Below are 25,500 nucleotides of genomic sequence, written 5' to 3' on the forward strand. Positions count from 1 at the left end.
TCGCCCTCGGGACCCGCCCTGGCGCGCGCGGCCAGGCAGGCGGCAATGGCGGCGCCGCTGCGGACAAACCAGCGGCGTCTCGCATGGGACAGGGTGCGGCCGGGCGCGTTGCCCGGTCGGAAACTGACAAGGCAGGCATGATCTCCTCGCTACATGGTGCGCTGCCGGTTTGACCGTGCGATCTCGCGGAAAATTCATCGGCCCAGTCGCGCATCGGCGTGCGGGCGTGGCGGTTACAATGCCGGTTTGATCACTGAAGGACCAACGATGAAACGAACCGACCTGGCAAAACGCGATGCCGAACGACTCAAGAACGAGATGACTGCAAAGAATGCGGCCTTCGGCGCCAGCGGCGCCGCGCCCGACCGCCGCGAACAGCGCGAGCGCGACCGCGCCGCCGGCCTGGTGCCGTTTGCAGTGAAGCTGAACGGGGAACTGGTGAAGCAGCTGCAGGCGACTGCCAAGGAGCGCGGGGTGGAGTTGAATCAGCTGGTGGCTGAGTTGCTGCAGAAGGGGTTGGCAGCGTAAGCGTCGTTCCCGGCACTGCCGGAAACGACTCCGCGCGGAGGCGGGGACGACGATGGGTTAGCCTCAGGACTTCGCCTTCACCGGCGCAGCCTGCGCAATCCGCACGGTATCCCCTTCCGCCAAGCCATCCGGCGGGCTGTCGATGATCCGGTCCGAGCGCTGGACGCCGCCGGCCAGCTGCACCACGGTCCCCATGTCGCGGCCGATGGTGACCTTCTTGATGCGTACCTTGTTGGCGCCGTCCAGCGTCGCCACGCGCACACCGTCCTTGCCCAGCATCAGCGCGCCCGGCGGCACGCTGACCGTGCTGGCATCCAGCGGCAAGTCGAAGCGCACGTTGGCGTAGGCGCCCGGCAGCAGTTCGCCGTTCTTGTTGTCGACCGCCAGCTGGACCAGCATGGTGCCGGAACCGGCGGCGATCGCTTGCGCGGTCGACTGCACGGTGGCGGTGTAGCTGGCGTCCGGGCGCTCGGGCACGCTCAGGGTGGCCTTGCTGCCCGGCTTGATCAGCGCCACCTGGCGCTGCGGCACGTTCACGTACACGCGCAGCTTGCGGATGTCGGATACCACGAACAGTTCGCTGCCGCTGGCGCCGCCCACATTGACCAGCGCGCCAACATCGGTGTTGCGCGCCGTGACCACGCCGTCGAAAGGCGCGACCAGCGTCGTGTAGGTTTTCAGCGCCTGCTGGCGCGAGACGCTGGCCTGCAGCGCCTGCACGGTCGATTGGCGCGACATGAAGTCGTTCTGCTTTTCGTCGGCTTCCTGCTTCGACACCGCGTTCTGGCCCACCAGCGCCTGCCAGCGCTTGGCGGTGCTGTCGGCCAGCGTCAGGCCGGTGCGGGCGACCGCCAGCTGGGCCTGGGCCTGGCGCAGGTCCTGGTCGAGGTCCGGGGTGTCGATCTGGGCCAGCACCTGGCCGGCCTTCACGGGCGTGCCGATGTCGACGTTCCAGCGCGCCAGGTAGCCGCTGACGCGCGCATAGATCGGCGCGCGCGCCCAGGCTTCGATGCGGGCCGGCAGTTCAAGGTCCGAGGCCGGGATGTCCTTCAGCGACACCAGGCTCACGGTCGGCACCGAGCGCTCGGCCGCGCCGGCCTGGAGCTGCTCGCCCTGGTTGTGGCGGGTGACGAGGCCGCCGGCGACCACGCCGCCTGCGACCAGGATGGCGATGGCGGCGAACAGCGCCGGACGGGCGCGCGAGGGTTTAGTTGACATGAGCTGTGACTCCGGAAGGTAATGCGCCAGAAGGTAATGCGCCAGATGGGGTGGATACGCCGGCTTGCGGCGGCAGACCTGCGTCGGCGGCGCGACGCTGCCGGCCGTGCACGAGGCTGAAGACGACGGGGACGAACACCAGCGTCGCGAAAGTCGAGAACACCAGGCCGCCGATCACGGCGCGGCCCAGCGGGGCGTTCTGCTCGCCGCCCTCGCCCAGGCCGAGCGCCATCGGCAGCATGCCGATGATCATGGCCAGCGCGGTCATCAGGACCGGGCGGAAGCGCACGAAGCCGGCTTCCAGCGCGGCCGCGGCGGCGTCGCCGAGTTCCAGCAGGCGCTCGCGGGCGAAGCTGATGACGAGGACACTGTTGGCGGTCGCCACGCCCATGCACATGATGGCGCCGGTCAGCGCCGGCACCGACAAGGTGGTGTGGGTGGCGAACAGCATCCAGACGATGCCGGCCAGCGCGGCCGGCAGCGCGGCGACGATCACCGCCGGGTCGGTCCAGGACTGGAAATTCACCACGATCAAGAGGTAGATCAGGCCGATCGCGCCCAGCAGGCCGAACAGCAGGCCCGAGAAGGCGCGTTCCATGGTGCGCACTTGGCCCAGCATCTCGACCGTGGCGCCCTTGGGCAGGTCGGCCTGGGTATCGGCCAGCACCTTGCGGATGTCGGCGGCGACGCCGCCGAGGTCGCGGTCCTGGGTGGTGGCGTGGATCTGCACCATCGGCGCCACGTTGTACTGGCTGACCAGCGCGCTGCCGCTCGAGCGGGTAAAGCGGGCGATGCCGCCCAGCGTGGCCCCGCCCGCCGAGCTGCCGTTACCGACCGGCAGGGCCGACAGCGCCGACAGCGAGTCGATGTCGCTCTGCGGGGTCTGCATCACGATCGGATAGGTCACGCCGGTGGCCGGGTTCAGCCAGTAGGTCGGGGCGACCTGGCTGGAACCGGCCAGGTTGACCACCATGCTGTTGGTGACGTCGCGCGTGGTCAGGCCGAGCAGCTGCGACTGGGTACGGTCGATGTCGACATTGAAGGTCGGCGCCCGGTTCGACTGCTGGATGCGGGCATCGGCCACGCCCGGGATCGCGCGGATGCGCTTCAGCAGCTGCTGGGCGTAGCGGTAGTCGCCGTCGAGGTCGCGTCCGCGCACCTGCACGTCGATCGGCGCCGGCGAACCGAAGTTCAGGATCTGGCTGACGATGTCGGCCGGCGGGAACGAGAAGGTCGTGTCCGGGAATTCGCGCGGCAGCACCTCGCGCAGCTTGCGCACGTATTCCGCGGTCGGCGCATGCTCTTCGCCGAGGGCGATCTGGAAGTCGCCGTCCTGGGTACCCATCACGCCGGTATTGTTGTAGGTGACGTTGATCGACGAAGCGGGCATGCCGATGTTGTCGACCATGGTCGCGATCTCGTGGCTCGGGATCACGCGCCGGATCGCCGCTTCGATCCTGGCGAAACGCGCCGCGGTTTCCTCGATGCGGGTACCGACCGGCACGCGCGCGTGGATCAGCACCTGGCCGGAATCGACCGACGGGAAGAAGTTACTGCCCAGGAAAGGCACCAGCGCAAACGATGCCAGCACCACCGCGAAGAAACCGATCAGGAAGGCCTTGCGGCGCTTGATCGCCCCATCCAGCATGCCGTGGTAGCGCCCGCGGATGCCTTCGAAGCGCGCCTCGAAGCCGCGCTGGAAACGGGCCAGCGGGTTGGTCGGGGCATGGTGGTGCTCCTCGCTCGGGTTGTGGGCGCGCAGCAGCCAGTTGGCCATGGTCGGGACCAGGGTACGCGACAGGATGAACGAGCAGACCAGCGCGAACACCACCGCCTTGGCCATCGGCACGAACAGGAAGCCGGCCACGCCTTCGAGGAAGAACATCGGAATGAACACGATGCAGATGCACAGCAGCGAAACCAGCGCCGGCGCCACGATCTGCTGGGCGCCGTCGAGGATGGCCGGCTCCACCGCCTTGCCCTGCTCCAGGTGCCAGTTGATGTTTTCGATGGTGACGGTGGCGTCGTCGACCAGGATGCCGACCGCCAGCGCCAGGCCGCCGAGCGTCATCAGGTTCAGGGTTTCGCCGGTCGCGGCCAGGGCGATGATGGAACCCAGGATCGACAGCGGAATCGACACCGCGATGATCACGGTGGAGCGCCAGCTGCCGAGGAACAGCAGGATCATGATACTGGTCAGCAGCGCGGCGATCGCGCCTTCGGTCGCCACGCCCTTGACGGCGGCGCGCACGAATACCGACTGGTCGTTGATGGCCACCACCTTCAGGGCGTCCGGCAGGCCGGCCTTCATCTCGGCCAGCTTGGCGCGCACGCCGTCGACGATGGCCAGGGTCGAGGCCGAGCCGTTCTTCAGCACCGACATCAGCACCGAGCGGCCGCCGTCGACGTGGACGACGTTGGTCTGCGGCGCATTGCCGTCGTGGACGTTGGCGACGTCCTGCATCAGGATCGTGGTGCCGTTCACGACCTTGATCGGCAGCCGGTTCAGGTCCTCGATAGCGGACGGCGCGCTGTTCAGCTGGATCGTGTATTCGAGTTCGCCGATCTTCTGGGTGCCGACCGGGGTCAGGATGTTCTGGCTTGCCAGCGCATTCGCGATGTCCTGGGCCGACAGGCCGCGCGCCTGCAGCGCGTCCGGCTTGACGTCGATCTGCACCTGGCGCTGCTTGCCGCCGTACGGCAGCGGGATCGCGGCGCCCGGCACCGTCACCAGCGGCGTGCGCACGGTGTTCAAGCCGAGGTCGAACAGCTGCTGTTCGGACAGGCCCTTGCCGGACAGCGCCACCTGCAGGATCGGCACCGTGGCCGCGTTGTAGTTGATGACCAGCGGCGGCGTGACGCCGGCCGGCATCTGCTTGACCACCGCCTGCGCGATCGCGGTCACCTGGGCGTTGGCCACGGCGATGTCGACGCCCGGCTGGAAGAAGATCTTCACCACGCTGACGCCGGGATAGGTGTTGGCCTCGATGTGCTCGATGTCGTTGACGGTGGTCGTCAGGCTGCGTTGGAACAGCGTCGAGATGCGGCCGGCCATCTGGTCGGGCGGCAGGCCGGTGTATTGCCAGGCCACCGCGATCACCGGCATTTTGATTTCTGGGAAGATGTCGGTCGGTGTGCGCATGGCGGCGAGCGGCCCGAGGATGAGCAGCACCAGCGCCAGCACGACGAAGGTATACGGTCGCCGCAAGGCGATGCGAACCAGGTTAAGCAGCATGTATTGACTCCATTGAAGCGCGCGGCAACGCGTCGTGCAATGTCCCGTAAGTACCGAACACTCAGCCGATCGTCGCTGCGCCAACCCGTTAATATGGGCCAAAAATGCTTCGCTGCCTAGATCATTAGCCGGCTAACGACTGTCTGATTTGTATAGGAATGTATATAGGCGGCATTTTTCGCACCAGCATGGTGCAATGCAACATTCGAGTCAAAACAAGGCGCCCTGCGGGCTGGTCAGGCGCGTAAAGCTGTCGCCGATGAAGGGCAGGATGCCGTCGGCCACCGGTTCCAGCTGCTTGCTCAGGTAATGCTCGTAGTCGATCGGCGCCGCCTTGCCCGCTTCGACGCTCTCCATCGGCTCCGGTCCCGCGGTCGTCATCAGGTAGCGGATCCAGCCGCCGTTGCGGTATTGCGGGCCGCGTCCCTGGGCGGTGTGGAAGTCGTCGGCGAGGCGCGCCGCGCGCACGTGCGGCGGCACGTTGCGCTCGTACTCGTGCAGCGGACGGCGCAGGCGCTTGCGATAGACCAGCAGGTCGTCGAACTCGCCGGCCAGCGTGCGCGCCACGTAGTCGCGGACATAATCTTCGTAGGGCTGGCGCCGGAACACGCGCTCGTACAAGCCCTGCTGGAACTGCTGGGCCAGCGGCGTCCAGTCGGTACGTACGCTTTCCAGGCCCTTGTAGACCACTTCTTCCCCGCCGTCCGCCGTGCCGGCCAGGCCGGCATAGCGCTTCTTGCTGCCCTCGTCGGAGCCGCGCACGGTCGGCATCAGGAAGCGCCGGAAGTGGGTGTCGTATTCGAGTTCGAGCGCGCTCTCCAGGCCCAGCGTCTGCTGCAGGTGCGCCTTCCACCAGCCGTTCACGTGCTCGACCAGTTCGCGTCCGATGCGCAGCGCATCCGCATCGGGCCAGGCGCCGCCGAGCCAGACGAAGGTCGAGTCGGTGTCGCCGTAGATCACCTGGTAGCCGCGTTCCTCGATCAGCTCGCGGGTGCGGTGCATGATCTCGTGGCCGCGCATCGTGATCGACGAGGCCAGGCGGTCGTCGAAGAAGCGGCAGGCCGGCGTGCCGAGCACGCCGTACATGGCGTTCATGATGATCTTCAAAGCCTGCGACAGCGGCTGGTTGCCGGCGCGCTTGGCCGCTTCCCGGCCCTCCCACACGCGGGTGACGATCCCAGGCAGGCAGTGCCTGGTGCGCGAGAAACGCGCGCCGCGGAAGCCCGGCACCGTCTCCTCCTCCGGCGCTGCCAGTCCGGCCACCAGTCCGACCGGGTCGATCAGGAAGGTGCGGATGATCGACGGGTACAGGCTTTTATAGTCCAATACCAGCACCGAATCGTACAGGCCCGAGCGCGAATCCATCACGAAGCCGCCCGGGCTGTCGGCCGCCGGCACGTCGCCGATGTTGGGCGCGACCCGGCCCTGGCGGTGCATCAGCGGGATGTAGGAATGCTCGAAAGCCGCCACCGAGCCGCCGCTGCGGTCGGCCGCCAGCCCGGTCACGCTGGCGCGCTCCAGCAAAAAGGCCATCAGGCCGGTCTTGTCGAAGATGCGGGTGACCAGTTCGCAGTCCTTCAGGTTGTAGCGCGCCAGCGCCGGCTTGTCGTGGGCGAACATGCGGTCGATCGAGGCCATGCGGTCGTAGGGGTTGTCGATCGATTTCCCCTCGCCGAGCAGGCTTTGCGCCACGTGCTCCAGGCTGAACGAGGGAAAACTCCAGGTGGCGGAACGCAGCGCCTCGATGCCGTCGATGACCAGGCGGCCCGGCAAGCCCCAGAAATAACGCGCCTCGCGCTCGCCGCTGGCGTTGGGATTGGTGCGCCACTCCATCGCGGCGCCGCCGCGGCCGATGCGCAGCGGATGATTCAGGCGCAGCGCATGCTCGTGCAGCACGCGCAGGTCGAAGTTGATCACGCTCCAGCCGATGATGGCGTCCGGGTCGTGGCGCGTCATCCATGCTTCCAGCCTGGCCAGCAGCTCCAGGCGCGACTCGCAGTACTCGAGGTCGAAGTCGAGTCCCGACGGATCGCCGTTCGGCGGCCCGAGCATGTACACGACGCGCTGGCCGCAGCCTTCCAGGCCGATCGAGCGCAACTCGCCCTGCATGGTGGTCTCGATGTCGAGCGAGACGGTGCGGATGCTGGGGCGGTAGTCCGGCGCCGGTTTCAGTTGGGCGCCTTCGAGCAGGCGCGGATTGCCGGGCGCCGGCGTGCCGGCAAAGGCGACCGGGGCGCTGATGAAACGCTCCATCAGGAAGCGGTCGGTCGGGCGGATGTCGGCTTCGTAGACGTCGATGCCGTGCTCGCGCAGGCGCTTCTCGAGGCGCATCAGGTGGCGGTAATGGCGGCAGTACAGGCCCAGCACGGGACGGTCGCGGAAGTCGCACAGCGCCAGCGGCCGCAGCTCGACGCCGCGCTCGCGCTGCAGCAGGCTCCGCAGCAGCGCCTCCTGCTCGGCCGGGACGAAGGCCACGGCTTCGGCCGGCTGCAGGCGCAGGCAGTAAGGACCGTCGTCGGTGGCGAGCCACAGCTCAACCTCGACGCCGTCATCCACGTCGCGCCAGTGGCGGGTGAGCAGGAAGCCCTGCTGCGGGGTGTCGCTCATATGATCAAGACGTTCAGACCGCCGCCGGCAAGGCATCGAGCGCATAGCGTGCCAGCTCGGCCTCGGTGAAGCCGGCCGCGCGTCGCCCCTCGACATTGAACGGGCCTTTCAGCACCGGCGCCTTGTACTGCACGGTGAGATCGTCGTAGGTCGCCACCGGTTCCAGCCCGCGCTGGTCGCACAGGTAGAAGTACCAGCGGTTGCCGATCTCGACGTGGCCGACTTCGTCGCGCAGCAGCACGTCGAGGATGCGGGTCGCCGCCGGGTCACCGGCCTGGGCCAGCTTGGCGCGCAGCGGCGGAATGGCGTCGAGGCCGCGCGCTTCCATCGTGCGCGGCACCAGCGCCATGCGCGCCAGCACGTCGCCGCTCGTCTTGGCGACCATCTCCCACAGGCTGTCGTGGCCGGGAAAATCGCCGTAGGCATAGCCGAGCGTCTCCAGGTGCCCAGCCAGCAGCCCGAAATGCAGGGCTTCCTCGCCGGCCACGCGCAGCCAGTCGCGGTAATACCCGACGGGCATATCCGGGAAGCGCCAGACCGCGTCCAGCGCCAGGTTCACCGCATTGAATTCGATATGGGCCAGCGCATGGACCAGCATGGCGCGCCCGTCCACCGTCGCCATCGAACGGCGGCCGACCAGGCGCGGCGGCACCAGTTCCGGGCGCGCCGGACGGCCCGGAATCGCCGCCGGCTCCTCGAACACGGCGGCAGGGTCGGCCATGATCGTGCCGGCACGGACAGCCTCGACCAGCGCCGCCACGCCGCCGGTCTTGGCGGCGGGGTCCGGCTCGACCAGGCATTGCAGGGCGGATGCGCGGAGCTCGGGTGCGGTGTCATGCGGGCGCGCCATGTCGGGAAAATCCTTGGAAACAAAACGTCGAGTTTACCAAATCCGGCACCCCACCGTGCCAAAGCAGCCGCATGGACGAGTCAAATTGTTACAACTTCGCGCTTGAAGCCGTCCGGTTCGGGGTCATCCCTGTTACAGGAGGGACATATTATGAAAAGTGCACTATTACTGGAATATGACGAAGCCGCCCATGGGCAGACCGAAACCATGCTCAAGTCGATGGGCTATCTGGTTGCGTCCGCCGCGACGCCGCAGTCCGCATTGCAGACCCTGCGGGCCGTGCGCTTCGATACCGTGCTGACCTGCACCGACTTCAACGCCGACGACCGCCGCTCGTTTACCGGCGAAGTGGCACGGCTGGCGCCGGGCGCGGCCATCGTGCTGATGCTCGACAGCGACGCCAGCGGCGCCGGCCACCACCATCGGGCGGGCGCACTGCTGTTCAAGCCGGTCACGCTGAAGGGGCTGCGGCGGGTGCTCGATTTTGGCGTGGACGGGCTGGGCCAGCACCCGGTGTGGATGGCGCCGGACCAGGAACGGCGCGGTCCGCCGCAGCGGCGGGTGCGCCCGCGCCAGGCCGCCTGATACCGCCCATGCGCCGTGCTAGCATGCGCGCATGGATTCTCCCCGCACTCCCATCGATAGCGCCTTCGACGCGATCGTCGTCGGCACCGGCCCCGGCGGCGCCAGCACTGGCCGCGAACTGGCACGCAGCGGCGCCCGCGTACTGTTCCTCGAACAGGGCGATGCTGCGCCGATCGCCGGTACCCTCACCCAGATGGCGGCACGCGCCGCGGTCCCCGGCAAGGGTGCCTTTGTCCACCGCGACCTCTCGCTGCTGGTGCGCGCACTGACCACCGGCGGCACGTCCACCATCAACTTCGCCACCGCCGCGCCGCCGCCGGCCGCCCTGTTCGAGGCGCACGGCATCGACCTGGCACCCGCCCTGCATGCCTGGCGCGCCGAACTGCCGCTCGGACCACTGCCCGATACGCTGGTCGGCCCGATGGCAAGGCGCATCATGGATGCCGCGCGCAGCCTGGGCCATGACTGGTACAAGCTCGACAAGATGATCCGTCCCGCCTCCTGCCGCAGCGGCTGCTGGCGCTGCGTCTACGGCTGCCCGTTCGGCGCCAAGTGGAGCGCGCGCGAACTGGTCGACGACGCCGTCGAGGCCGGCGCCGTGCTGCAGGCCCGCGCGCGCGTCACGCGCCTGCTGGTGCGTGAGGGCCGCACCGCCGGCGTCGACGCCCTCGTCGACGGTGTATCTAGCAGCTTTCGGGCGCCGCTGGTGGTGCTGGCCGCCGGCGGCATCGGCAGCCCGCGCCTGCTCGCCGCCTCCGGCCTGATGGACGGGCCGGCGGCCTTCTTCAGCGACCCGGTGGTGGCGGTGATGGGCAGCGTCGACGGCATCGAGGGCGGCGGCAAGGAAGTGCCGATGGCGGCCGGCATGCACCACCATGCGGACGGCATCGCCTACGCCGACCTGACCTTGCCGGGTCCGATGTACCAGGCCTTCGCGGCGCAAGCCGGCCGCTTCGGCCGCCTGTTCGCGCATGCGCATACGCTCAGCATCATGGTCAAGATCCGCGATGAAGTCGGCGGGCGCATCGGGCCGCGCTGGGTCGACAAGACGCTGCAAACCGCCGACCGCTGCAAGTTCGACCGTGGAATCGCCCTGGCACGGGCCGTGCTGGAGCGCGCCGGCGCGCGCCACATCTTCGCCAGCCACCATTTTGCCGCGCACCCGGGCGGCAGCGTGGCGATCGGCGAACGGGTCGGCAGCGACCTGCAGACGGCGGTGCCCGGACTGTATGTCTGCGACGCCTCGGTAATTCCCGGGCCCTGGGGGCTGCCGCCGACACTGACCCTGCTGTGCCTCGGGCGCCGCCTGGGCTGGCAGCTGGCAGGTGTTAAAAATATGCAACTCTGATTTCCACGGTTACGCTTTGGAACAATCTCCAATCGTGCGCGGGTCAAGACGTTGGTAATATTGCTTCACCAGCTTGATCTTTTGACAAAAGCGGAAAAATCAAAAAGCGACATTTGACAAGGAGCGCAACATGAAACAGACCACCCTGCTGAACAAAACCACCCTGTCGGGCCTGATGCTGGCCGTTGCCGTACTGGCCACCGGCTGCCACAAGGCTGACAACACCAACACCGGCATGGGCCCTGCCCAGTCCGCCGGCAAGGCCGTCGACGACTCGGCCGCCAACGCTGCCGCCAACGCACGTGAAGCCGGCGCCGACGCCAAGGCCGCTGCCCACGAAGCCGCCGCCAACACCGCCGCTGCGGCCGACCGCGCAGGCGACAAGGCTGCCGCCGCCGCCGACCGCGCTGGCGACAGCATGCGGGAAGCCGGCGCCGAAATGAAGCAGGAATCCAAGGAAGCCGCCGCCAACGTGAAAGAAGGCGCAAGCAAGGCAACCGCCGCGACCGGCCGTGCCGTGGAGCGTGCCGGCGAGAAGATGCAGGACGCCGCCAAGTAATATAGCTGTATAGCTGCGCAGCGCCGCTCCCGCTCCCGCGGGGGCGGCGTTGTCGTTTCAGCGCCCGGCGGCGCGCAGCAGATGCTGGGCCAGCAGGTTCGCATGGGCGGTCAGCGCCGAGAAGTCCCTCGCGCACAGGTACAGCCGGCGCGCGCCCCAGGCTTCCGCCAGCGGCAGGATCACCACTGCGCGCTGCAGCGTCTTCGCCACCACGTCGGACAGGATCGAAATCCCGATCCCGGCTTCCACATACATCGCCACGTTCTCCACGCTGCGCAGGCGGATCCGGTAATCCAGCTGCCGGCCGAGGCGCGACGCCCGCTCCCCCAGGTACGATTCCAGCGCGGTATCCGCCATCCCCACGATGGGTTCCCCGAGCACGTCGGCAAAAGCGACGTCCGCCTGCCGCGCCAGGCGGTGCGCCGCGCCGACCACCACCACCAGCTGGTCGCTGGCGATCAGGTGCATTTGCAAGGTGCCGAGGTCGGCGCTGTCCGCCACGACGCCGAGGTCGGCGCGGCGGTCGAGCAGGGACTGCACGATGTCCACGCTGCGCCGTTCTTCGAGGTCGATCGACAGATCGGGATGCGCCGCCAGGGAGGCGCACAGCTGTGGCGGCAGGAAGATCGCGTTGGCGGAGGTGTTCGACAGCAGCCGGACCCGCCCTTTCAAGCCGGTCGCATAAGTCCGCAAATCGCCGCGCATCTGTTCGACCTGGCCGAGGATCGATCGCGCATGCCGCACCAGTGCATCGCCGGCCGCGGTCGTACGCACGCCGCGCCGGTTGCGCTCCAGCAGGGGCGCACCGAGCACGTCTTCCATGCCGGCGATGCGCTCGCTGGCCGAGGCCAGCGCCAGGTGCATCGCGCGCGCACCCTGGGTCAGGCTGCCGCTTTCCACCACGCTCAGGAACAGGCGCATATCGGTCAGGTCAAAACGCATCGTCGCACTCCAGCATTCGGAAACGCCGAAGTCTAGCACCGGAATTGCCAGATTGCGAAGACTTTTGCTTGCGCCTACGATTACAGCATGGATGCATTCGGTACGGGGCGCAGCGCTGGCGAAGGACGCCGCGGCGGGCCGCACCCGCCAAGCTTCCTGCCAGAGTGCCTCCGGCCCTGGCGAATACTACAAGTGAGGACATCATGCTGCACGCCCTGAGCGCAACAATCGGAACGCTGGCCATCATCGTCAGCATCAAAGCCAAGCTGGACTATGCGAGACAGATGCGCAGCCGCGCCACCACTGCCGCGCAGCCACCCGGCCATCCATCGAGCCAGGGCGTGCGCTGAATGCACGGCGGGTGGCGGTGAAACGCTTCCGTTTCCGCGCCGTTATTTTTGCGGCAGGCGTACGATAACGCTTCCTTGACAAACCGAAGCGATCGCCGCGCTGGAGTGAACAATGAGACATGGCAAACGACGCGCCCCCGCCTATCGTGTATATGTCCGCACACTCGACGGCGGGCCTGACGAAGGCATCCTGCGCTGGACCGATACCCGCACCCAGGACCCGAAGGTCGCCGACGATGCGATCCAGGACCTGCTCACCACCGATTTTTTCGAGGACAACCCCCTCGTCCTGGTCGCGCTCTACCGTGGCAGCGTCTATTTCACCCACGAATTCGGTCCCTTCGAAGACAGCAACCAGGCCGTGCCGACCTTGCTGGCGCGCCTGGGACGCGTCGACTGGCTGCGCTACCCGTCAATACATTAAGCGCATGACAGTCGCGCCATCGCTCAAGATGGTGATTATCTGGCCATGCGCCGGCGCAGGAGATTGACTGGCCGAAAGGTGGCACCGATACTCGAATGGCAATCCTGCACCATTCGGTATCGTCATTCATGGCTGTTCATACCAAGATCGCAATCCTGCTGTCGACCGGCATAGTGGCCTGCTGCGCCGGCGCCGTCGCCGCACCGGGCAAGCAAGTCGAGCGGCTCGACCGCGGCGTGGTCGCGATCCACACCGGTGCCGGCAACTTCATCGGCTGGCGAGCGCTCGGCACCGACGCGCCGGGCGCCACCTTCGACGTCTACCGCGATGGCCGCAAGCTCAATGCCCAGCCGCTGAGGGTCACCAATTTCATGGACGGCGGCGCCGCGGCCACGGCCCGCTACACGGTGCGCACGGCCGGCGCGCCGGAGGGCGCCGCCGGCGCCACCTGGGAACAGCCCTACAAGACCATCCCGCTGCAAAAACCGCCAGGCGGCACCACGCCCGACGGCAAGGGCTATAGCTACAACGTCAACGACGGCTCGGTGGCCGACCTCGACGGCGACGGCAGCTACGAGCTGCTGGTCAAGTGGCAGCCGACCAACGCCCACGACAACTCGCACCCGGGCTACACCGGCAACACCTACATCGACGCGTACAAGCTCGACGGCACCCGCCTGTGGCGCATCGACCTGGGCCGCAACATCCGCGCCGGCGCCCACTACACCACCTACCTGGCCTATGACTTCGATGGCGACGGCCGGGCCGAGGTGATGATGAAGACGGCCGACGGCAGCGTCGACGGCCAGGGTAAAGCCATCGGCAATGCACAGGCCGACTACCGCAACCCGAACGGCTATGTGCTGGACGGCCCCGAATTCCTCACCGTGTTCGACGGCCGCAGCGGGGCCGCCCTCGCCTCCACGAACTACCTGCCGGCGCGCGGCGACGTCAAGGCCTGGGGCGACGCCTACGGCAACCGGGTCGACCGCTTCCTCGGCACCGTCGCCTACCTCGACGGCGCGCGTCCGAGCGCCGTGTTCTCGCGCGGCTACTATACGCGCGCCGTGCTGGCGGCCTGGGACTGGCGCGACGGCAAGCTGAGCAGCCGCTGGGTATTCGACAGCGATGCCGGCGCCAGCGACGGCAAACCCGGGCCGGGCGCGGCCGCCAACCACCAGGGCGCGCACTGGATGTCGGTGGCCGACGTCGACGGCGACGGCAAGGACGACCTGGTCTACGGCGCCGCCACCATCCGCAGCGACGGCACCCTCCTCTACAGCACCGGCCTGTGCCACGGCGACACCCTCCACGTCGGCAAGCTCGATCCGACCCGCGCCGGCCTGCAGGTCTTCATGGTCCACGAGACGCCGTCCTGCTACCAGGGCCGCGGCGTCGAGATGCACGATGCCGCCACCGGCAAGATCCTGTGGAGCCTGAGCGGCGACGGGCACGACGTCGGCCGCGGCACCTGCATGGACATCGACCCGGCCTATCCCGGCGAGGAATGCTGGGCCAGCGTCGGCGGCCTGATGAACGCGTCGGGCAAGCAGATCGCGGACACGCACCCGCGCAGCATCAACTTCGGCCTGTGGTGGGACGGCGACCTGCTGCGCGAGCCGCTCGACGGCGTCCACATCGACAAGTGGAATCCCGCCGCCGGGCGGCTCGAGCGCCTGGTCGACGGCGCCGAGGTCGGCGCGGCGTCCACCAACGGCACCAAGTCGACGCCGGTGCTGTCGGCCGACCTGTTCGGCGACTGGCGCGAAGAAATCGTCTGGCGCAGCCGCGACGACGATGCGCTGCTGGTGTTCAGCACCACCGTGCCGACCCCGTACCGCCTCGTCACGCTGATGCACGACCCGCAGTACCGGGCCCAGGTTGCGGGCCAGAACGCGGGCTATAATCAGCCGCCGCATCCGAGCTTCTACCTGGGGGACGGCATGCAGCCGCCCGTACCGCAAGCGATTTACGTACCTTGACCTTACCTATGACTCTTCGCATGAACGTTCGTACCACCGCTGCCTTCGCCCTGTTCGCCGTCACCGCCTTGCCGGCCTGCCTGGCCGGCGCCGCCGAGCGCCTGACCGTGACGGTCACCCACAGCCTCGACATCGCCCGTCCGTCGGAAACCATCGTCATCCCCTGGACCCAGGTCAACGCCGCGCTGCCGCATGCCCTGGTCCAGAAGCTGGTGATCAAGGATGCGGGCGGCCAGGTGCTGCCCTACCAGGTGACCAACGTCGCACCGCAGGCCAAGGACCCGAAGAACGTCGGCGCCGCCTACGGCGAACTACTGTTCCAGCACGACTTCAAGGCCGGCGAGAAGTCCGCGACCTTCACCGTCGAAAAGAGCGAGACCCTGACCGTACCTTTCGCGCCCAAGGCCTTCGCCCGCTACGTGCCGGAACGCCTCGACGACTTCGCCTGGGAGAACGACAAGCTGGCGCACCGCACCTACGGCCCGGCCCTGCAGGCGCCGGACACCGGCAACACCGGCAAGGAAGTGCTGAAGACCAGCGGCCTGGATATCTGGTTCAAGCGCGTGTCCTACCCGATCGTCGACCGCTGGTACAACAAGGGCCACGACCACTACCACCACGACGAAGGCGAAGGCATCGACATGTACAACGTCGGCGCCTCGCGCGGCGCCGGCGGCACCGGCATCTGGGACGGCAAGACCCTCTACACCAGCGGCAACTACGCATCGTGGAAGGTGATCGCCAACGGCCCGGTGCGCACCGTGTTCGAACTGAGCTACGACGTCTGGGACGCGAACGGCACCAAGGTCACCGAAGTCAAGCGCTTCACCACCGACGCCGGCCGCTATTTCGACCGCATGGACAGCACCTTCACCTTCAGCGGCCCGCAGCAGCTGACGGTCGGCATCGGCCTGAACAAGACCCCGAGCGACAAGGGCGAGGAAGCCAGGATCGCCTATGCGGAAAACCCGGCCGACAAGTCGCTGGTGCAGTGGGTGGCGCAGAAATCCAAGGGCAACTTCGGCGTGGCGCTGATCGTCCCGAGCGCCGGCGCCCAGCCTTTTACCACCGACGCCCGCAACGCGCTGGTACTGGCGCCGGCCACCTCGGGCCAGCCGCTGACCTACTACATCGGCGCCGCCTGGGACCGCGCCGGCGAAATCAAGGACCAGCAACAGTTCCAGCGCCTGGTCGCCGACGAAGCGGCCCGGGTACGGGCGCCGGTGCAGGTCAAGCTGTCGTCGGGCGGCTGATCGCCGGCGCCTGACAAAAGCCTGCGGCTTTCGAACGTCGCCCCCGCGAAGGCGGGGGCCCAAGTTCGTTGCACGCCATCAGCATCTGCCGGTGGCCCGCGACGACCCCCACCAGGAACGATCGTGCATACTCTATCGAAGCGCACCGCAGTGTTCGCGCTCCTCCCCCTCACGGCCATTGCCACCACCGCCAGCGCCGCAACCTTCTATATAGCCCCCACCGGCAACGACAGCGCCGCCGGCACCCAATCGGCCCCCTGGCAATCCCTGGCCCGCGCCCAGCAGGCAGCCCAGCCCGGCGACACCGTCTACCTGCGCGGCGGCACCTACGCCTTCAGCGCAGCCACCAGCACCTGCGCCACCCGCCGCGCCACCGTCAGCGGCGTGGTCCTCGACAAGAGCGGCCAGGCGGGCCAGCCGATCCGCTACTGGGCCTACCCCGGCGAAACCCCGGTCCTCGACTTCGCCGCGATGAAGGACGACTGCCGCGTCAAGGGCATCGAAGTCACCGGCGACTGGATCCACCTGAAAGGCCTGGAAGTGACCGGCGCCCCGCAGCAACCCGGCAACCGCCTGAACCACGAATCCTGGGGCATCTGGATCAACGCCAGCTACGGCATCTACGAGCAGCTGAACCTGCACCACAACATGGGACCGGGCCTGTTCATCAAGGACGGCAGCGACAACCTGGTGCTGAACAGCGACTCGCACCACAACTACGACCCCTACACCTCGAACGGCGCCGGCCAGAGCGCCGACGGCTTCGGCGCCCACGTCAGCGCCGGCCATCCCGGCAACGTGTTCCGCGGCTGCCGCGCCTGGGCCAACACCGACGACGGCTTCGACCTGATCAATGCGTATTCGCCGGTGACCATCGAACACTCGTGGGCCTGGGACCACGGCTACCTGCCCGGCACCCGCACGGCGCTCCCGGCGGGCAACGGCAACGGCATCAAGGCCGGCGGCTACGGCGGCAAGTACGTACCGAACGGCGTCAGGCACGTGGTGCGCTTCTCGGTCGCCTTCGGCAACAAGGTCTCCGGCTTCTACGCCAACCACCACCCGCTGGCGCTCGACTTTACCAACAACACCGCCTTCGCCAACGGCAGCGACTTCAACATGCTCGGCATTGCGCCGGACGGCAGCCCGGTGTATCTCGGCACCTTGCGCAACAACCTGTCGCCGTCGCCGTCGACGCTGAAGGTGGCCGGCGCCGATTCCGCGCACAACTCCTGGGACCTGGGCGTGCCGGTGACCGATGCCGAGTTCGAGAGCGTCTCGCAGCTGGGCTGGGACGCGCCGCGCAAGCCCGACGGCAGCCTGCCGGACCTGCCCAATTTCCGCCCGCGTGCGGGCAGCGCCCTGGTCGACAAAGGCATCGACGTCGGCCTGCCGTTCAAGGGCAAGGCGCCGGACCTCGGCGCGTTCGAAAGGTAGGGTGGACGTGTCCCCCGTCCACGCGTTCGAGTTGCAACGATCACACCGCTGATTCTTTCCAGGGCAACCCCCCACGCGTGCGGGGGGCTGCATAGAATAGGCGCAGCTCACATCACCGCGTCCACCGCCCATGCCAAGATTCAAACTGCCCGCCCTGCTCCTCGCGCTGGCGCTCGCCAGCGCCGGCTTCGCCCACGCCGCTGACAGTGGCACCGGCAAGACCTACCGCTTCGCTTTCGGCCCGGGCAAGGCGCCGGCCGGCTACACCGCAGTCGATAGCAGTGCCTACAGCGCCAGCCGCGGCTATGGCTTCGAATCCGGCACCCGAGCCGGCGGCACGGCGCCCTTCTATTTCAGCGTCGATCTCCCCGAGGGCAACTACACGGTCACGGTCACGCTCGGCGACGACAAGGCGCCGGCCACGACCACGGTCAAGGCCGAACTGCGCCGCCTGATGCTCGAAAACGTGCAGACCGCGGCCGGCCAGACCGTCACCCGCAGCTTCACCGTCAACGTGCGCACGCCGGCGATCCCGGCCGCCAACGGCGTCGAGGCCGGCCAGGTCAAGCTGAAGGCGCCGCGCGAGACCGTGCAGGAAGCCTGGGCCTGGGATGCGCGCCTGACCCTCGAATTCAACGGCGGACTGCGTGGAACCCATCAGGCCGTGCGCAGCGTCGAGATCGCGCCGGCGACTGTGCCGACCCTGTTCCTGCTGGGCGACTCCACCGTCTGCGACCAGCCGAGCGAACCGTACAACAGCTGGGGCCAGATGCTGCCGCGCTTCTTCAAGCCGGGGATCGCGGTCGCCAACCATGGCGAATCGGGCGAGACCTACCGCGACGCGCTGGCGCGCCGCCGCACCGACAAGATTCTCGCCGCCATGAAGCCGGGCGACATGCTGGTCATGCAGTTCGGGCACAACGACCAGAAGCAGATCAAGGACGGCAAGGGCGGCCCTTTCACCACCTACAAGGCCGAGATCAAGACCCACGTCGATGCCGTGCGCGCCCGCGGCGGCCTGCCGGTGATCGTCTCGCCGATGGAGCGGCGCCGCTTCGAGGACGGCAAGCTGGTGACGACGCTGGTTGATTACGCCGACGCCGCGCGCCAGTCGGCGCAGGAACTGCAGGTGCCCTTCATCGACCTGAATGCCATGAGCAAGACCTTGTACACGGCCCTCGGCCCGGACGGCAGCGTACCCGCCTTTGCCGAACCGCAGCCGGGCAAGCTCGATAACACCCACCACAGCCCCTACGGCAGCTACGAGCTGGCCAAGCTGGTCGTGCTCGGCCTGCGGCAGGCCGGCCTGCCGGCGGCACGCTTCATCGTCGACGACTTCCGCTTCGATCCGGCGCACCCGGACCCGGTGGCGTCCTTCGCCGTGCCGCCGAGCCCGCAGGTCACGCTCGAGCGGCCGCTCGGCGACGAGGCCAACAAGTGAGGCTGCGTCCATTCGCCATCCTGGCCCCGGTGTTGCTGGCAGCCTGCGCGACGCCGCCGGCGCCGCCCGCTGCGGATGCCTACGTCTTCGCCTACTTCACCAAAAACGGCGAAGACGGCCTGCACCTGGCCGCCAGCAGCGACGGCTACCATTGGGAGAAGCTGAACGGCGGCGCCAGCTACCTGAAGCCGGCGGTCGGCGTATCCAAGCTGATGCGCGACCCCTGCATCGTGCGCGGCCCCGACGGCAGCTACCACATGGTCTGGACCGCCGGCTGGACCGAGAACGGCATCGGCTACGCGTCGTCGAAGGACCTGGTCCACTGGTCGGTGCAGCGCTACCTGCCGGTGATGGCCGGCAAGCCGGGCACGCTGAACGCCTGGGCGCCCGAAATCGCCTGGGACGACAAGCGCGGCGAATTCCTGATCTTCTGGTCGTCCACCGTGCCCGGCAAATTCCCCGCCGGCGAAGGCCAGGGCGACGGCAAGTACAACCACCGCATCTATGCGACGACGACGAAGGATTTCGCAGCCTTCACCCCGACCCGCCTGTTCTACGACCCCGGCTTCTCGGTGATCGACGCCACCTTCCTGCGCGCGCAGGGACGCGACTGGCTGCTGGTCAAGGACGAGACGCGCAATCCGCCGAAGAAGTACCTGCAGCTGGCCAGCGCCGGCTCGGTGCAAGGTCCGTTCGGCACGCTGTCCGCCCCGATCACCCCGCCCGGCCTGTGGACCGAGGGGCCGACCGCGCTGCAGGTCGGCGGCGACGTCATCCTCTACTATGACGCCTACACCGCCAAGCACTACGGCGCCATGCGCGCGCGCGGCGGCGATCTGGGCAAATGGGAAGACGTGACCGCGCAAGTGCGCTTCCCTGACGAAGGCACGCGGGTGCGCATGCGGCACGGGACGGCGATCGCGGTGCCGGCCCGGCTGGTGCAGGTGCTGCGGAGCGCCACCCCGTCCAGCGACTGATCGACAGCACCACGCGAAACGATTTACACTGAACGGCGGCCCGAATTGTGCCGCGTATCCCTGAAAGGATGCACCGTGAAAATCGTCATTGCCGCGGGCCTGCTGCTGGCCACCGCGTGGGCTCATGCCCAGGAAGTCCCCCCGGCCGGCTACGAGAGTGCCGGCATATGCCCGTTCGAATGCTGCACCTACCGCGACTGGACGGCGGATGCCGACATCCCGGTGCACGCGCGTCGCAGCGAGCGCGATCCGGTGCTGTTCCGCCTGCGCCGCGGCGAGACCCTGCGCGCGCTGACCGGCGTGGTGGTCACCGACAAGCCGGGCGTGGTCAAGGTCACGCGGCCGCTGCAGGGCGGCACCCTCGTGCACGGCAGCGGCCCGGCGCTGTCGCTGCAACCCGGCGACGTGGTGTACCGGCTGGCGCCGCTGGGTGAGGGAGTTTACCGCTTCTGGTACCACGGCAAGGTGTACCAGAGCAGCGAGGACATGCTGCCGATGCCGACGGTCCGCGAAGCGGAAATCACTTGGTGGAAGCAGGTGCGTAATCGCCAGGGCCAGACCGGCTGGACCCGCTCCGATCGCTTCACGGGCGCGGACGCCTGCGGCTAGCCGTCAGGAAGGCTTCGCCGGCTTGTCTACCTGTACCGCATAAGTCTCGTGCCTTCCCTCGAAGGTACCGCCGAACACCACCCACTTGCCGTCCGGCGTGAAGTGCACGTTCGGCTCCAGGTCGCGGTAGCCGTGCGCCTTCATGTTGACCAGCTTCTCGGAACGGAAGCGCTGCCCATCCGGATAGAAGGCGTAGATCCACATGCCGTCGGGCGCGTGCGCGACCTGGGTCGGGTCGCCGCCGTCGCCGGCGAACAGTTTTTCGCCGGGCGCCACCGCGTAATGGATCGACCATTCGTTGGCGCCCAGTGCGTAGTTCGCCACTTCGCGGCCGCTGGCGACGTCGGCGCCGGCGAAGTAGAATTTCTCGCCGCGCGGCTTCTGCAGGTCGAACCAGATTGTCCTGCCGTCGGGCGAAAAGCCTTCGTGGCCGGCGATCTCCATCGGCATGGTCCGCTTGTGCATCAGCGTCGTGGTCTTGTCCTTCAGGTTGTAGCGCCAGATGCGGTCGACCTTGTGCCAGGGCCCTTCGTGGCAGAACATCAGGATGTCGGGGTCGGTCGGCGAGAACTGGATGTGGCCGAGCCAGTTGTTTTCGCTGTGGACGGTCTTCATCGCGCCGCTCGCGATGTCGATGGTGAAGATGCTGTTCAGCAGATGGGCGTCGTAGATGCGGTCGAAGTAGTCGCTTTTCTTCGGGTATTGACGGCCGATCTCGATCTGTTCCGGTGCCGCGATGCTCCCGGCCAGCACGGTGCCGTCGGCATTGATGGTGTCGAAACCGCCGCGCTGGCCCTCCGGGAAGGTGTACAGCTTGCGCGTCTTTCGGGTGTCGATGCCGGTCGCGTACAGCGTGTCGCCGGCCTGGTACAGCACTTCGCGGGTGCGACGCGCGATCATCGGCAGCACGCGCTTGGCCGCCGGGTCGGTCGTGATCTGCTCGGTTTTGCCATCCTTCAGGTTGAGCGTGAACGCCTGGGCGACGCCGTCGACCTGGTTGACGAACACCATGCGGTCGCCTTCGCTGCCCTGCTGGGCGACGAAGGGGTTGTTATGAAAATACCAGTTCGCAATCGGGCCGGTGGGCCCGGACAGGCGGCGCACCAGGTGGCCGGTGTCCTTGTCGATCCATTCCCCGGGCATCGGCTTTTGCGAGCCCGTCACCAGCACCTGCTGAGCCAGCGCCGCCTGCGACAGCAGCGTTGCCAGCACCAGCGTGACGATCCTGTTCGTCTTCATCCGCGTTCCCGTCTATATATATGTGTGTGTTCAGCCGGGGACGACGCGGTAGCGCGCGCCCTTGCGGCTGTCGAAGGTCAGCGTGTAACCGAGGGCCGACTTCTGGCTGCGCAGCTTGAGCGCCGGGATCGCGATCGGCGTCGCGCTGCGGATCGTGCACGGGCCGCCGATGCGCGACAGCACTTCGCCCGACGCCAGCCTGCCGCCCTGCCACGCCATGTCGACCACGAAGTTGCCGCGCCCGACCAGTCCGCGCACGCTGCCGCTGGACCACGCCGCCGGCAAGGCCGGCAGCAGGTGCAGTTCGCCGTTCTGGCTTTGCAGCAGCATCTCGATCACGCCGGCCGCGCCGGCGAAATTGCCGTCGATCTGGAACGGCGGATGGGCATCGAACAGGTTCGGGTAGGCGCCGCCGTGGCCGCTCCAGGCCGGGTCGCTGTCCTTCGTGAGGCGCAGCAGGTTGCGGAACAGCGTGTAGGCATGGTCGCCGTCGAGCAGGCGCGCCCAGAAGTTGACCTTCCACGCCAGCGACCAGCCGGTGCCGTCGTCGCCGCGCAATTCCAGCGTGCGGCGCGCGGCGCGTGCCAGGTCCGGCGTCGCCAGCGGCGAGATCTCGTGCGCCGGGTGCAGCGCGTACAGCTGCGAGACGTGGCGGTGGTGCGGTTCGACTTCCTCGAAGTCGAGATTCCACTCCTGCAGCTGGCCGCGGGCGCCGACCTGGAAAGGCAGCAGCTTCGCCCGCGCCGCCGCGATGCGCGCGCGGAAGTCCGCATCGACGCCGAGCGCCGCGCCCGCCGCCGTGACGTTGGTGAACAGGTCGCGCACGATGCCCATGTCCATGGTCGAACCGATGGTGACGCTGTTTTGCTTGCCCTCGCCATAGCGGAACACGTTTTCGGGCGAGGTCGAGGGCATCGTGACCAGGCGGCCCTGCGCGTCTTCCTGCAGCCAGCCGAGCATGAATTCGGCCGCGCCCTTCATGACCGGGTAGGCGCTGCGCAGGTAGGCCTTGTCGCCGCTGAACTGGTAGTGCTCCCACAGGTGCCGGCTCAGCCAGGCGCTGCCCATGTACCAGTTGGCCCATGTCGGGTCGCCGTGGCCAAGGTCGCCGACCGGGTTGCTGGCGGCCCAGATGTCGGCATTGTGGTGCACCACCCAGCCCGGCAAACGGTAGTAGGATTGCGCGGTCTCGGCACCGGTCACGGCCAGGTGGCGGACCAGGCCGTCGAGCGGCGTGAACATCTCGCTCAGGTTGGCCGCTTCGACCGGCCAGTAATTCATCTGCAGGTTGATGTTGGTCGTGTAGTTGCTGCTCCACGGCGGCCGGACGTCCTTGTTCCAGATGCCCTGCAGATTGGCCGGCGCATCCTTCGTGCGCGAGGACGCGATCAGGAGGTAGCGGCCGAACTGGAAGTACAGCGCTTCCAGCTGAGGATCGCGGCCGCCGCGCGCATAGTCTTCGAGCCGGCGGTCGGTCGGCAGCGCGCTGCGGTCCGCGCCATCGGCGCCGCCCAGGCGCAGGTCGACCCGGTCGAAGTAGCTGCGCACGTCGGCCACGTGCTCGGCGCGCAGCGCGGCGTACGATCTGGCGGCGGCCGCGCGCAGGGGCGCCGTGGCCAGCGCGTGCTCGTCGCGGCCGGCGCTGTCCGGACACTGGTCGAAGCCGGCGAAGCTGGTGGCGGCCGACACCAGCAGCACCACCTCGCTGGCGCCGCGTATCCGCAGCTTGCCGTCGGCCGCTTCCAGCGTGCCGTCCTGGATGCGCGGCTGCACCACGGTCTCGAAGCGCATGCTGCGGCAGCCGGCCGGATCGTCGTACACCACCGGCTCGGACGGCCCCTTGTAGTAATTCGGATCGACGTGGGCCGGCGCCTTGCCGCGCAGGACGATGGCACCGTCCTGCGCCTGGCCGGCGAACCGCAGCTGGCTGCTGGCGCCAATCTCGAGCGACAGCGCGCGCGGCCGGTCGGCGCTGATGCGCACCACGATCACCTGGCCCGGCGCCGAAGCGAAGACCTCGCGCCGGTAGTTGACGCCGCCGGCGCTGAAGCGGGTGGTGGCGACGCCGTCGCGGATGTCCAGGTCGCGGTAGTACGACGTGACCGGACCGTCGCTTTGCTGACGGATGCGCAGGTCGGCCAGCGGCAGGTAGCTTTCGGTGTAGCGGCCCTGCATCTTCTTCAACAGGTCGGCAGCGGCCGCGTAGTCGCCTGCCTTCAGGGCCGCGCGCGCCGGCGCCAGCTGGGCGTAGGCACCCGGGTTGACGTTCGGGCTGACCGGGCCGCCGCTCCACAGCGTGGCCTCGTTCAGCTGCAACAGCTCGTCGGCGGTATTCCCGAACACCATCGCGCCGAGACGGCCGTTGCCGACTGGGAGGGCTTCGGTCCAGGTCGACGCCGGTTTGTCATAATGCAGGGTAAATTCCGAGGCGCCCTGCGCCGGCGCCGCCAATGGCACCAGCGCGGCCGCCAGCAGCGCAACGACGGCAAACTTCATTGGCGCACGCCCTGGTACATCAGGCCGCTGTCGTTCAGGCCGAACCTGAACTTCCTGTTCATCTCGATGATCTCGGCGCCGGCCAGCAGCGCCGGGCCGTAGCCGTGTGCCGCCTTGACGCTGGTCGGGCGGAACGCATAGAAGGCCGGGTCGAAGGCCATGCCGGTGCCGACGCAGATGCCCTCGATCTGGCCGCCGTTCGTCACTTTGCTCGCCACCGCGTTCCAGGCCAGGTTGGCCATCGGGCCGTACATCTGGGCGTCGACGTAGCCGCGGTTGACGGCGCGCGCGATCGCGTAGGTGTAGATTGCCGTGGCCGAAGTCTCCTGGTAAGTGTCGTTGCGGTCGATCAGCTGGTGCCAGAAGCCCTCTTTGGTCTGGTAAGAAGCCAGGCCCTTGATGTGGGCGCGCAGCTGGTCCAGCACCGGCTTGTAGCCCTTGTGATCCTTCGGCAGCACTTCCAGCACCTCGACCATGGCCATCACCGCCCAGCCGTTGGCGCGCGCCCAGTGGAATTCGGGGTGGTCGCGCATGCCTTCCACGTAGCCGTGCATGTAGATGCCGAGCTGCGGGTTGAACATGCGCCTCGAGAATTGCAGCACCTGGTTGACGGCGTCGTCGTAATGCCTGCGCTCGCCGGTGGTCTTGCCGAGGTACGCCATGGTCGGCACGCCCATGAACATGTCGTCCAGCCACAGCGTGTCCGGCAGCGGGCGCATCTTGACGCCTCCCTTGCCGTCCGGGCCGCCGCGCGCCAGGGTGCCGTCCTTCAGGCGGTATTCCTGTTTCGTCACGAAGTCGCCGCAGATGCCGATCATCTGCGCGTAGTCGACCTTGATGCCGGCCAGCTGCGCCTTCAGGAAGCTGTGGCACAGCGCGCCGGCGTCGTCGAGCGCATGCGGATTGAGGAAGCTCTTGATCGGCGCGTGCGCATTCTGCAGGTCGGCACGCACACTTGGCAGGTAGGTGCGGGTGAGCAGGGCCAGCAGCCCGTGGCGCTTGCTGACGTAATCGAGGTAGCGCCCGTCGCCGGTGGCGGCGCCGGCGGCCAGCATGCCGGTGTAGGTGACGCCCCATTCGTAGCTGGTGAGGCGGAAGTCGCCCGGCTTCAGCACCGCGTCCGAATCGGGCTTCGTCAGGTCGGCGATGGCGGCGCCGCTCGTCTTGCCGACGATTTCCGCCGGCGTGGTACGGTCGAGGTAAGCGAAAACGCGGTCCAGCACCGCCTTGACCTCGGTGGCGTCCATCACGCGGTAAGGGGTCGGATACTTGACCTCGAGCGCGTGCAGCATGGCGTCGGCGGCGGCCGGGCCCTTTTCCTGCGGTGGCGGCGCTTCCTGGGCCGCGGCATGCAATGCCAGCGGAATGAGTGCGGCGAGGAGCGTCCTGCGCAGTAGCGGGGCTTTCATCAACGGGTCTC

At 68.0% G+C, this 25,500-nt stretch carries 20 protein-coding genes; 12 read left to right on the plus strand and 8 right to left on the minus strand.

Annotated features, from left to right (window positions below; all coding sequences use genetic code 11):
* Nucleotides 1–267: 267 nt before the first annotated feature.
* Nucleotides 268–528, plus strand: a complete 261-nt coding sequence (locus U1H99_RS12175) for a hypothetical protein (protein WP_323141996.1) — start codon at nucleotides 268–270, stop codon at nucleotides 526–528.
* A 63-nt stretch (nucleotides 529–591) separates the two neighbouring features.
* On the opposite strand, the gene U1H99_RS12180 is transcribed toward U1H99_RS12175, so the two are convergent.
* The 4 genes from U1H99_RS12180 to U1H99_RS12195 form a co-directional block, all read right to left on the minus strand.
* Nucleotides 592–1,746 carry an efflux RND transporter periplasmic adaptor subunit gene (locus U1H99_RS12180; RefSeq protein ID WP_323141997.1) on the minus strand — a complete coding sequence of 385 codons (1,155 nt, stop codon included), beginning with the start codon at nucleotides 1,744–1,746 and terminating at the stop codon, nucleotides 592–594.
* The gene (locus U1H99_RS12185; protein WP_323142109.1) at nucleotides 1,736–4,978 is read right to left on the minus strand and encodes an efflux RND transporter permease subunit; all 3,243 of its coding nucleotides are present in this window, start codon (nucleotides 4,976–4,978) and stop codon (nucleotides 1,736–1,738) included. Before U1H99_RS12185 ends, U1H99_RS12180 begins: the two co-directional genes overlap by 11 nt.
* A gap of 213 nt (nucleotides 4,979–5,191) precedes the next feature.
* Nucleotides 5,192–7,588, minus strand: coding sequence for a DNA polymerase II (locus U1H99_RS12190; protein WP_323141998.1), 2,397 nt, complete (start codon nucleotides 7,586–7,588; stop codon nucleotides 5,192–5,194).
* Nucleotides 7,589–7,601: 13 nt separating this feature from the next.
* The gene (locus tag U1H99_RS12195) at nucleotides 7,602–8,438 is read right to left on the minus strand and encodes a ferritin-like domain-containing protein (protein WP_323141999.1); all 837 of its coding nucleotides are present in this window, start codon (nucleotides 8,436–8,438) and stop codon (nucleotides 7,602–7,604) included.
* 150 nt (nucleotides 8,439–8,588) lie between these two features.
* Here U1H99_RS12195 and U1H99_RS12200 point away from each other — a divergent pair, with 150 nt between their 5' ends.
* The 3 genes from U1H99_RS12200 to U1H99_RS12210 all read left to right on the plus strand — a co-directional run bounded on the left by U1H99_RS12200 (nucleotide 8,589) and on the right by U1H99_RS12210 (nucleotide 10,930).
* Complete coding sequence (locus U1H99_RS12200; protein ID WP_323142000.1) at nucleotides 8,589–9,023, plus strand: DNA-binding transcriptional response regulator; 435 nt, start codon at nucleotides 8,589–8,591, stop codon at nucleotides 9,021–9,023.
* Between the two features lie 31 nt (nucleotides 9,024–9,054).
* The gene (locus U1H99_RS12205; RefSeq protein ID WP_323142001.1) at nucleotides 9,055–10,371 is read left to right on the plus strand and encodes a GMC family oxidoreductase N-terminal domain-containing protein; all 1,317 of its coding nucleotides are present in this window, start codon (nucleotides 9,055–9,057) and stop codon (nucleotides 10,369–10,371) included.
* A gap of 130 nt (nucleotides 10,372–10,501) precedes the next feature.
* Entirely contained in the window at nucleotides 10,502–10,930 is a 429-nt protein-coding gene (locus U1H99_RS12210) for a hypothetical protein (RefSeq protein ID WP_323142002.1), read from the plus strand.
* Between the two features lie 57 nt (nucleotides 10,931–10,987).
* On the opposite strand, the gene U1H99_RS12215 is transcribed toward U1H99_RS12210, so the two are convergent.
* Nucleotides 10,988–11,872, minus strand: a complete 885-nt coding sequence (locus U1H99_RS12215; RefSeq protein WP_323142003.1) for a LysR family transcriptional regulator — start codon at nucleotides 11,870–11,872, stop codon at nucleotides 10,988–10,990.
* 203 nt (nucleotides 11,873–12,075) lie between these two features.
* On the opposite strand from U1H99_RS12215, the gene U1H99_RS12220 reads away from it, so the two are divergent.
* The 8 genes from U1H99_RS12220 to U1H99_RS12255 all read left to right on the plus strand — a co-directional run bounded on the left by U1H99_RS12220 (nucleotide 12,076) and on the right by U1H99_RS12255 (nucleotide 20,345).
* A complete protein-coding gene (locus U1H99_RS12220; RefSeq protein WP_323142004.1) occupies nucleotides 12,076–12,222 on the plus strand; it encodes a hypothetical protein in 147 nt (48 codons plus the stop codon).
* Nucleotides 12,223–12,334: 112 nt separating this feature from the next.
* Complete coding sequence (locus U1H99_RS12225; protein WP_323142005.1) at nucleotides 12,335–12,646, plus strand: hypothetical protein; 312 nt, start codon at nucleotides 12,335–12,337, stop codon at nucleotides 12,644–12,646.
* A 128-nt stretch (nucleotides 12,647–12,774) separates the two neighbouring features.
* On the plus strand, nucleotides 12,775–14,628 hold the full coding sequence (locus tag U1H99_RS12230; protein ID WP_323142006.1) for a rhamnogalacturonan lyase: 1,854 nt from the start codon (nucleotides 12,775–12,777) through the stop codon (nucleotides 14,626–14,628).
* 20 nt (nucleotides 14,629–14,648) lie between these two features.
* The gene (locus U1H99_RS12235; protein WP_323142007.1) at nucleotides 14,649–15,881 is read left to right on the plus strand and encodes a BT3233 family polysaccharide utilization protein; all 1,233 of its coding nucleotides are present in this window, start codon (nucleotides 14,649–14,651) and stop codon (nucleotides 15,879–15,881) included.
* Nucleotides 15,882–16,004: 123 nt separating this feature from the next.
* Nucleotides 16,005–17,318, plus strand: a complete 1,314-nt coding sequence (locus U1H99_RS12240) for a right-handed parallel beta-helix repeat-containing protein (protein ID WP_323142008.1) — start codon at nucleotides 16,005–16,007, stop codon at nucleotides 17,316–17,318.
* A gap of 130 nt (nucleotides 17,319–17,448) precedes the next feature.
* Nucleotides 17,449–18,759 (plus strand): rhamnogalacturonan acetylesterase, encoded by a 1,311-nt coding sequence (locus U1H99_RS12245; protein ID WP_323142009.1) that lies wholly within the window; start codon nucleotides 17,449–17,451, stop codon nucleotides 18,757–18,759.
* Nucleotides 18,756–19,736 (plus strand): glycoside hydrolase family 43 protein, encoded by a 981-nt coding sequence (locus U1H99_RS12250; protein WP_323142010.1) that lies wholly within the window; start codon nucleotides 18,756–18,758, stop codon nucleotides 19,734–19,736. The genes U1H99_RS12245 and U1H99_RS12250 overlap by 4 nt, the downstream gene beginning before the upstream one ends.
* Nucleotides 19,737–19,811: 75 nt before the next feature.
* Nucleotides 19,812–20,345 (plus strand): hypothetical protein, encoded by a 534-nt coding sequence (locus U1H99_RS12255; protein ID WP_323142011.1) that lies wholly within the window; start codon nucleotides 19,812–19,814, stop codon nucleotides 20,343–20,345.
* A 3-nt stretch (nucleotides 20,346–20,348) separates the two neighbouring features.
* On the opposite strand, the gene U1H99_RS12260 is transcribed toward U1H99_RS12255, so the two are convergent.
* The 3 genes from U1H99_RS12260 to U1H99_RS12270 are packed head-to-tail and all read right to left on the minus strand — an operon-like array spanning nucleotide 20,349 to nucleotide 25,489.
* Complete coding sequence (locus U1H99_RS12260) at nucleotides 20,349–21,584, minus strand: oligogalacturonate lyase family protein (protein WP_323142012.1); 1,236 nt, start codon at nucleotides 21,582–21,584, stop codon at nucleotides 20,349–20,351.
* A gap of 30 nt (nucleotides 21,585–21,614) precedes the next feature.
* Nucleotides 21,615–24,080: a glycoside hydrolase family 95 protein gene (locus tag U1H99_RS12265; protein ID WP_323142013.1), complete on the minus strand. Its 2,466-nt coding sequence runs from the start codon at nucleotides 24,078–24,080 to the stop codon at nucleotides 21,615–21,617.
* Nucleotides 24,077–25,489 (minus strand): glycoside hydrolase family 88/105 protein, encoded by a 1,413-nt coding sequence (locus tag U1H99_RS12270; protein ID WP_323142014.1) that lies wholly within the window; start codon nucleotides 25,487–25,489, stop codon nucleotides 24,077–24,079. The genes U1H99_RS12265 and U1H99_RS12270 overlap by 4 nt, the downstream gene beginning before the upstream one ends.
* Nucleotides 25,490–25,500: the final 11 nt, after the last annotated feature.

It is taken from the genome of Massilia phyllosphaerae, from assembly GCF_034659755.1.
Classification (GTDB): Bacteria; Pseudomonadota; Gammaproteobacteria; order Burkholderiales; family Burkholderiaceae_D; genus Telluria; species Telluria phyllosphaerae.

What these genes read in the sequence shown, in the direction of transcription:
- U1H99_RS12200 (WP_323142000.1), top strand. Translation starts at nt 8,589, where the DNA reads ATGAAAAGTGCACTATTACTGGAATATGACGAAGCCGCCCATGGGCAG.
- U1H99_RS12210 (WP_323142002.1), top strand. Translation starts at nt 10,502, where the DNA reads ATGAAACAGACCACCCTGCTGAACAAAACCACCCTGTCGGGCCTGATG.
- U1H99_RS12180 (WP_323141997.1), bottom strand. Translation starts at nt 1,746, where the DNA reads ATGTCAACTAAACCCTCGCGCGCCCGTCCGGCGCTGTTCGCCGCCATC.
- U1H99_RS12260 (WP_323142012.1), bottom strand. Translation starts at nt 21,584, where the DNA reads ATGAAGACGAACAGGATCGTCACGCTGGTGCTGGCAACGCTGCTGTCG.
- U1H99_RS12235 (WP_323142007.1), top strand. Translation starts at nt 14,649, where the DNA reads ATGAACGTTCGTACCACCGCTGCCTTCGCCCTGTTCGCCGTCACCGCC.
- U1H99_RS12215 (WP_323142003.1), bottom strand. Translation starts at nt 11,872, where the DNA reads ATGCGTTTTGACCTGACCGATATGCGCCTGTTCCTGAGCGTGGTGGAA.
- U1H99_RS12225 (WP_323142005.1), top strand. Translation starts at nt 12,335, where the DNA reads ATGAGACATGGCAAACGACGCGCCCCCGCCTATCGTGTATATGTCCGC.
- U1H99_RS12245 (WP_323142009.1), top strand. Translation starts at nt 17,449, where the DNA reads ATGCCAAGATTCAAACTGCCCGCCCTGCTCCTCGCGCTGGCGCTCGCC.
- U1H99_RS12265 (WP_323142013.1), bottom strand. Translation starts at nt 24,080, where the DNA reads ATGAAGTTTGCCGTCGTTGCGCTGCTGGCGGCCGCGCTGGTGCCATTG.
- U1H99_RS12220 (WP_323142004.1), top strand. Translation starts at nt 12,076, where the DNA reads ATGCTGCACGCCCTGAGCGCAACAATCGGAACGCTGGCCATCATCGTC.
- U1H99_RS12270 (WP_323142014.1), bottom strand. Translation starts at nt 25,489, where the DNA reads ATGAAAGCCCCGCTACTGCGCAGGACGCTCCTCGCCGCACTCATTCCG.
- U1H99_RS12190 (WP_323141998.1), bottom strand. Translation starts at nt 7,588, where the DNA reads ATGAGCGACACCCCGCAGCAGGGCTTCCTGCTCACCCGCCACTGGCGC.
- U1H99_RS12205 (WP_323142001.1), top strand. Translation starts at nt 9,055, where the DNA reads ATGGATTCTCCCCGCACTCCCATCGATAGCGCCTTCGACGCGATCGTC.
- U1H99_RS12195 (WP_323141999.1), bottom strand. Translation starts at nt 8,438, where the DNA reads ATGGCGCGCCCGCATGACACCGCACCCGAGCTCCGCGCATCCGCCCTG.
- U1H99_RS12230 (WP_323142006.1), top strand. Translation starts at nt 12,775, where the DNA reads ATGGCTGTTCATACCAAGATCGCAATCCTGCTGTCGACCGGCATAGTG.
- U1H99_RS12175 (WP_323141996.1), top strand. Translation starts at nt 268, where the DNA reads ATGAAACGAACCGACCTGGCAAAACGCGATGCCGAACGACTCAAGAAC.